Raw genomic sequence first — 6,930 nt, forward strand, 5'->3', positions numbered from 1 at the left:
CCAGTTTGGTCATGACACTGGCCGGTGCTTGTTTTTCAAACCGCTCTAGAACCTTTTCCCACATAGTTTCGTCGTCCTGACTGGGTTGTTTGGGGGATTTTAAACCAAGACCTTGAAAGGCATGGCTGTAAGAGCGGAACCCTAAGCGGCCGTTACCTAAATAACGGATATGCACTCACCTCAAAACAGCGCGAAGTCTCAGACCCAATGATGAATCGGCCACCCAGCCTGTTCAGCATGAGCACGCAACACCGGGTCCGGATTAACCACCTGCGGGTTCTCAACCTTCAGCAGCAGCGGCAAGTCATTGCGCGAATCCGAGTAGAAATACGCCCCGTCCAGATGCTGACCTTCCTGCTCCAGCCATTCCATCAGGCGGGTTATCTTGCCTTCGCGGTACGTCAGTACACCCACGGTCTTGCCGCTGTATACCCCATGAGCAACGTCCAGCTCGATCCCCAGCACTTCATCAATGCCGATACGCGCCGCAATCGGCTTGACCAGGTGCGTACCCGACGCCGAGATCACCAAAATCCGGTCGCCGTTCTGGCGGTGCCGGGCGATAGTCTTGGTGGCTTCGCTGTAGATCAGCGGCTCGATAATATCTTCCACCCAAGGCTCTACAAGATGGTCGATCTCTTCCGGCGTACGGCCGATCATCGGCTCCAGGCTGAAGTCCATGAAGTCTTCCATGGCCAGTTCGCCGCGGCTGTAGGCCGCCATCAGTTCGTCGTTCTTGCGCATGAACGACTCACCATCCACCCAGCCCAGGCGGCCCATCTGCTCGCTCCACAGGGTGGCGCAGTCGCCGTGGATCAATGTGTCGTCCAGATCAAAAATTACCAAAGCCATCAGTCGTGCTTCCTCAACTCAAGTCGTCTAAACGGGGATGCCCTCAGGCTACCTCACATAACGCGCTGGGATCGATGGAAAGTGCCAGGCGTTGGCCGTCCGGGTGCAAATCGTCAGCCGAGCGGTTGAGCACATCCACCACCAGTTCCACCCCGCGGGCTTCGATGCGGTAGCGAATCACGTTGCCCAGCAGGCTGTGACTTCGCACCAACGCATCCAGCTCGCCGCTGCGGCTGAGCTCGATGGCTTCCGGGCGAATCGCGATGCGCCCGGTGATCGGGCGCTGCAACAGTTTGCTGGCCTTGTCGGCGTCCAGCAGGTTGTAGTTGCCGATAAACCCTGCAGCGAACACGTCCACCGGCGCGGTGTAGAGGGTCTCGGCATCGCCGCTCTGCACGATCTTGCCCTGGTTCATCAGGAAGATCCGGTCGGACATGGTCAGGGCTTCTTCCTGATCATGGGTCACGAAGATGGTGGTCAGGCCCAGCTCGCGCTGGATCTGGCGGATCTGTTCGCGCAGGTGCTTGCGAATCCGTGCATCCAGGGCCGACAGCGGTTCATCCAGCAACAGCAGGCGCGGGCGTGTCACCAGGGAGCGGGCGAGGGCCACGCGCTGGCACTGGCCGCCGGACATCTGGTGCGGGTAGCGCCCGGCGAGTTCTTTCAACTCCACCAGTTGCAGCACTTCCTGCACGCGTTTGTGGCTGTCGTCGGCATTGACCTTCTGCATGCGCAGGCCGAAGGCGACGTTCTGTTCCACAGTCATGTTGGGGAACAGCGCGTAGCTCTGGAACACCATGCCGATATGCCGTTTCTGCGGGCTCAGCGGGACGATGTCCTGGCCATCCAGCAGGATTTTCCCGCTGTCTACCGAGGTAAGGCCGGCGATGCAGCGCAACAGGGTCGACTTGCCGCAGCCCGACGGGCCGAGCAGGGTGACGAATTCACCTTTGGCGATTTCGCAGTTGATGTCACTGAATACCGGCGTGCCGGCGTAGCCTTTTTGCAGGTGTTGGACGCTGACGAAGCTCATTGGCTTTTGTCCTTGTTCAAGATGTTGGCGGCCCAGGTCAGCACCAGCACGAAGAAGAAATAGGAGATCACCAGGGCACTGGTGAAGTGGCCGCTGCTGTTACGCATGTTGTTGAGGTACACCTGCAGGGTCTCGTAGCGGGTGCCCACCAGGATGTTGGCGAACACGAACTCGCCGAACAGGAACGAGAACGACAGCAGCAACGCCACCATCAGGCCCTTGCGCAGGTTGGGCAGCACCACCAGGAACGCGGCCTGGAAGGTGCTGGCGCCGAGCAGTTGGGAGGCGTCCATCAGGTCTCGCAGGTTGATCGCTTGCAGGTTGTTGGTGATCGCCCGGTACATGAACGGCAGCGCCACGGTGAAGTAGCAGCCGATCAGAATCCACGGCGTACCCACCATCGCAAACGGCCCCGAACCGTAGAGCTGCAACAGCCCCACCGACGACACCACCGGCGGCACCGCGAACGGCAGCAGGATCAAGATGTTCATCAGCGCGTCGAGCTTGGGGAAGTGGTAATGCACCACAAACAGCAGCGGCAGGATCAGCACCACCGACAAAATCAGCGCACCGACGCACACCAGCAATGACTGGCCGAACGCATTCAAAAAGCGCGGGTCACTCCACAGCTGGATGTACCACTTGAAGGTAAAACCGGACGGCAGGATGGTCGCCGACCAGCTGCTGGCGATGGAGTAGACCAGGGTGCCGAGCAACGGCAGTACCAGGATCGCAAACAACAGGTACACCACTACGCGATGGTAGAGGGCGGCCGAGCCAGGTTCAGCGCGAGACATGGTAGCTCCTCTTGAGCAGCAGTTGATGAACCACGGTCACCACGGTCATCAGCGCCACCAGCACCACAGCCAGGGCGCTGGCCATGTTCGGGTCCAGGGAAATATCGCCGGAGACCATCGCCGCGATCCGGATCGGCAGCACGTTGAAGTTGCCGGTGGTCAGTGCGTACACCGTGGCGTAGGCGCCGAGGGCGTTGGCCAGCAGGATCACGAAGGTGCCCAGCAGTGCCGGGGTCAGCACCGGCAAACCGATATGCCGCCAGTACTGCCAACCGTCCGCGCCGAGCAGGGAAGCCGACTCGCGCCAGTCTTCGCGCAACGCGTCGAATGCCGGGTAGAGCAGCAGCACGCCGAGGGGAATCTGGAAGTAGGTATAAAGGATGATCAGGCCGGTCTTGGAGTACAGGTTGAAGTCCTGAATGATCCCCGCCTGCTTGAGCATGATGGTGATGCTGCCGTTGAACCCCAGCAGGATGATGAACGCGAAGGCCAATGGCACGCCGGCAAAGTTGCTGGTCATGTTGGCGAAGGCGGTCACGAAATTGCGCAGCGGCCCGTCCACCCGGCGCAACGAATAACTGCCCAGCACCGCGATGATGATCCCGAACACGCTGGAGTAGAAGCTGATCTCCAGGCTGTACTGGATCGCCTGCAGGTAGAACTTCGAACTGAAGATCTTGCTGAAGTTGGCAAAGCCCCAGCCGAACTCTTCGGACTGAACGCTGCTGATCATCACCCACACCAGCGGGGCGATCTCGAACACGATAAAGAAGAGGGCGAAGGGCACCAGGCACAAGGCAGCCAGCCATTTGCCGCGGATCACTGAGTTCACTTCAACAGCTCCCGGCATACAGGTTTGTCGTGGGGCACACCCAGCAGCTCGCAGACGGTGCCGCACAGCTCGGTTTGTTTGGGCGTGGCGTGAGTGTCGAGGCTGAAGGCATCGCCCAGCACAAACAGCGGCACTTCCCGTTCTTCCGGCAACAGGCCGTTGTGGGAGCGGTCGTTGTTCATGCCGTGGTCGGCCGTCACCAGCACCTGGTAACCGGCGTCAAGCCAGCCTTGCAGGTAGTCGGCGAGGATGATGTCGGCCGAGCGTGCGCTGTTGCGGTATTGCGGGGTGTCGAGGCCGTGCTTGTGGCCGGCATCGTCGATGTTCATCGGGTGCACCACCAGGAAATTCGGCGCGTGTTTGAGGCGCAGGCTTTCGGCGTCGGCAAACAGGTGCGAGTCCGGGTAATGGTCATTCCAGTAGAAATGCCCGTGCTGGATCGCCAGTGCCGGGTCGTTGGTATGACGATCGCGGGCGGCGATGAAGGGGCTGCGGTTATACAACTCGCTGACCCAGTGATAAGCCGCCGCCGCTGTGGATAAGCCTGCGTCGGTGGCGTAATGGAAAATGCTGCGCTGGTTGGACAGGCGCGAGACGTTGTTGTGGACGATGCCGCTCTCGATTGGCGGGACGCCCGTGAGGATGCATTCGTACAGTGGCCGGGACAGGGCCGGCAGTTCACATTCCAGTTTGTACAGTGCTGCGCGTCCTGCGCCGATATAGGCCTGCAAGTGCCCCATGGCGTGTCGGGCAACCTCGTAATTCAGGCCGTCGAGCACGACAAGGATGACATTGTGCTTCATAGGGGCTGGGGCTCCGCAACAAAGTGGCTTGACTCGGTTTTTCGGTTGGAACCGGATCAACTGTGGGAGCTGGCTTGCCTGCGATAGCAGTGTGTCAGTCGACAATACTGCTGAATGTCATACCGCTATCGCAGGCAAACCAGCTTCCACACTGACCGCGTTCCACTTAAACAGGCGTGTTAAGCCTTATTGCATATTGATGATGACTTCTTCCTGCCACTTCTGCGGCAGTGCCTTGGAGGTCTTCTCCCAGGCATCGGCGTTTTTGATCGGCGTTACTTTCTTGTACTGCTCGTTAGGCAGCAACTTGGCCTGCACGTCGGCCGGCAAGGTCAGGTGCTCGGCACGAATCGGCCGCGCATTGCCGCGCGCCAGGTTGGTCTGGCCGGCATCGCTGAAGATGTATTCGCGGGTCAGCTTGGCGGCGTTCGGGTGCTTGGCGTATTTGTTGATGATGGTGGTGTAGCCGGAAATCACCGAGCCGTCCGACGGGATCAGCACCACGTAGTCATCCGGGTTGGCCATCTTTGCTTTGTAGCTCAGGCCGTTGAAGTCCCAGACCACGCCCACTTCCACTTCGCCTTTTTCCATGGTGGCGATGGTCGGGTTGGCCAGCGACAGGCGGCCTTGCTTGGCGATGTCGGCGAACATCAGCAGCGCAGGCTGAATGTTCTTCTCGTCGCCACCGTTGGCCAGGGCTGCGGCGAGTACGCCGTTGGCAGCTTGGGCGGCGGTGCTCACGTCACCGATGGAGACCTTGTATTTACCGGTCTTCAGGTCAGCCCAGCTTTTTGGGGCGTCGGAGCCGTGCAGCAGCTTTTTGTTGACGATAAACGCGATGGTGCCGGTGTAGGCCAGTGCCCAGTTACCGTCTTTGTCTTTCGCCCAATCCGGGATTTGTGCCCAGGTGGTCGGTTTGTACGGTTGGGTAACGCCCTGTTTCACCGCGATCGGGCCGAAGGCTGCACCGACGTCGCCGATGTCGGCGCTGGCGTTGTCTTTCTCCGCCGCAAACTTGGCGACTTCCTGGGCCGAGCTCATGTCGGTGTCGATGTGCTTGAGGCCGTAGATCTTGGCCAGGTCATCCCAGGTGCCTTTCCAGTTGGCCCAGTCATCGGGCATGCCGACGCTGTTCACGGCGCCTTCCGCTTTCGCGGCGGCTTCGAGGGTTTTCAAATCGGTATCAGCAGCCATGGCGGCGGTGCACATGGCAATGGTCGAGCCTAACAGTGATGCCAGGAAAAGCTGTTTCATCCGAAGCTCCTTTGGGCGTTTTCAACGCTGCGTTTTTATCGACGTTTGCGGTGGTGTTGGTCTAGGTCAGCAATACACGAGCCAATTTAGGCGCGGTGGATGACAGTTTCATGTCGATGTCGTTTTTTGTTGGCCTGGACGGGGGATCGCCGGGTAAGCGTAGACCATGCCCAACCGCCCGGAAGGCTTGGACTTGGCCGATGTATTGCAAGTTTTGTGGCAGGACGTCGTGCGGCGCTGTCATCTGTCGGTCATGTGCAATGCCTAGGCTTGCACGCAACAGCAGAGGCGCGTTTAGCGGGCGTTTTGTGCACCTGAATAGTGCTGGTCTAGTCCAGATAGGTAACGTTGATGCGTGATGAGGCAACCAAAGCGGTGACAACCATTGGCTTGGCGCTGCAGGAGCAGATCGACCATGGGTTGTTGGCGCCTGCCAGTAAGCTGCCGGCCGAGCGCAAGCTCAGCGAGTTGTTTGGTACCACCCGGATCACGGTGCGGGAAGCCTTGTTACAACTTGAGGCCCAAGGGCAGATTTATCGAGAGGAGCGACGGGGCTGGTTTGTGTCGCCGCCCAGGCTTGCCTACAACCTGATGCAGCGTAGTCACTTTCACGCGATGGTGAGTGCGCAGGGGCGGGTGCCATCGACCGAGGTGATTTCGGCGCGGTTGCAGCCGGCGTCGGCAGCGGTGTGTGCGTGGTTGCAGTTGCCGGCGTTGTCCAGTGTGATCCAGATTTGCCGGGGGCGCAGGATTGATGGGCGGTTGGTGTTGTATGTGGAGCACTATTTGAACCCGCAGTATTTTCCGGGGATTCTGGAGTGTGATTTGAATCAGTCGATTACTGAGTTGTATGCGCGGGTGTATGACTTGCATTACGGGCGGGTGCGGTTTGAGATTGTGCCGACGTCATTGCAGGTGGAGGCGGCTGCGGCGTTGAGGGTGTCGGTGGGGAGCCCGGGGTTGCGGATTGCCCGGGTTAATTATGATCAGCATGAGCGGTTGATTGATTGTGATCTGGAGTTTTGGCGGCATGATGCGATTCATGTTGGGGTGGATGTGGTTTGACGCTTTTGGCTGTGTACATATCCGTTATTTAGGTAACGGCCACTTAGGGTTTCGCTCTTACAGCGAGTCACTTTGCAAAAGCGGCAAAGTAACCAAAACGCTCTGCCCCGCCTGTCGGCGCCTCGCTTAGGCTCGGCGTTCCCTCACTCCGGCATTGCTCCGCGGGCCGCCGCGACGGCCCGTCCCTGGCCCGTCGCGGCTAAACCGGCGTCCTGCCGGTTTACCCGCTCCTCAATACCTGCGTTCGGCCTCGGGCTGAATGGGGCAGTCAGATCAAGATCAAAAGCAGATCAA

At 59.5% G+C, this 6,930-nt stretch carries 7 protein-coding genes; 1 reads left to right on the top strand and 6 read right to left on the bottom strand.

The features are described from left to right. Nucleotides 1-198: 198 nt before the first annotated feature. The 6 genes from CEC48_RS30375 to CEC48_RS30400 all read right to left on the bottom strand — a co-directional run bounded on the left by CEC48_RS30375 (nt 199) and on the right by CEC48_RS30400 (nt 5,571). Nucleotides 199-852 (bottom strand): HAD family phosphatase, encoded by a 654-nt coding sequence (locus CEC48_RS30375; protein WP_088427193.1) that lies wholly within the window; start codon nt 850-852, stop codon nt 199-201. A 43-nt stretch (nt 853-895) separates the two neighbouring features. Then, entirely contained in the window at nt 896-1,885 is a 990-nt protein-coding gene (locus CEC48_RS30380) for an ABC transporter ATP-binding protein (RefSeq protein ID WP_003219745.1), read from the bottom strand. Next, complete coding sequence (locus CEC48_RS30385; RefSeq protein ID WP_088427194.1) at nt 1,882-2,682, bottom strand: ABC transporter permease; 801 nt, start codon at nt 2,680-2,682, stop codon at nt 1,882-1,884. The genes CEC48_RS30380 and CEC48_RS30385 overlap by 4 nt, the downstream gene beginning before the upstream one ends. Further along, nucleotides 2,669-3,514 (bottom strand): ABC transporter permease subunit, encoded by an 846-nt coding sequence (locus tag CEC48_RS30390; RefSeq protein WP_088427195.1) that lies wholly within the window; start codon nt 3,512-3,514, stop codon nt 2,669-2,671. The genes CEC48_RS30385 and CEC48_RS30390 overlap by 14 nt, the downstream gene beginning before the upstream one ends. Beyond that, a complete protein-coding gene (locus tag CEC48_RS30395) occupies nt 3,511-4,317 on the bottom strand; it encodes an alkaline phosphatase family protein (protein WP_088427196.1) in 807 nt (268 codons plus the stop codon). The genes CEC48_RS30390 and CEC48_RS30395 overlap by 4 nt, the downstream gene beginning before the upstream one ends. A 186-nt stretch (nt 4,318-4,503) precedes the next feature. Continuing rightward, the gene (locus CEC48_RS30400) at nt 4,504-5,571 is read right to left on the bottom strand and encodes an ABC transporter substrate-binding protein (RefSeq protein ID WP_088427197.1); all 1,068 of its coding nucleotides are present in this window, start codon (nt 5,569-5,571) and stop codon (nt 4,504-4,506) included. 351 nt (nt 5,572-5,922) lie between these two features. Between CEC48_RS30400 and CEC48_RS30405 the strand changes: the two genes are divergently transcribed. Beyond that, nucleotides 5,923-6,636, top strand: a complete 714-nt coding sequence (locus tag CEC48_RS30405) for a UTRA domain-containing protein (protein ID WP_010166446.1) — start codon at nt 5,923-5,925, stop codon at nt 6,634-6,636. The last annotated feature ends 294 nt before the right edge of the window (nt 6,637-6,930 follow it).

This window comes from Pseudomonas sp. K2I15, from assembly GCF_002204795.1.
Taxonomy (GTDB): domain Bacteria; phylum Pseudomonadota; class Gammaproteobacteria; order Pseudomonadales; family Pseudomonadaceae; genus Aquipseudomonas.

What these genes read in the sequence shown, in the direction of transcription:
- CEC48_RS30385 (WP_088427194.1), bottom strand. Translation starts at nt 2,682, where the DNA reads ATGTCTCGCGCTGAACCTGGCTCGGCCGCCCTCTACCATCGCGTAGTG.
- CEC48_RS30400 (WP_088427197.1), bottom strand. Translation starts at nt 5,571, where the DNA reads ATGAAACAGCTTTTCCTGGCATCACTGTTAGGCTCGACCATTGCCATG.
- CEC48_RS30405 (WP_010166446.1), top strand. Translation starts at nt 5,923, where the DNA reads ATGCGTGATGAGGCAACCAAAGCGGTGACAACCATTGGCTTGGCGCTG.
- CEC48_RS30375 (WP_088427193.1), bottom strand. Translation starts at nt 852, where the DNA reads ATGGCTTTGGTAATTTTTGATCTGGACGACACATTGATCCACGGCGAC.
- CEC48_RS30380 (WP_003219745.1), bottom strand. Translation starts at nt 1,885, where the DNA reads ATGAGCTTCGTCAGCGTCCAACACCTGCAAAAAGGCTACGCCGGCACG.
- CEC48_RS30395 (WP_088427196.1), bottom strand. Translation starts at nt 4,317, where the DNA reads ATGAAGCACAATGTCATCCTTGTCGTGCTCGACGGCCTGAATTACGAG.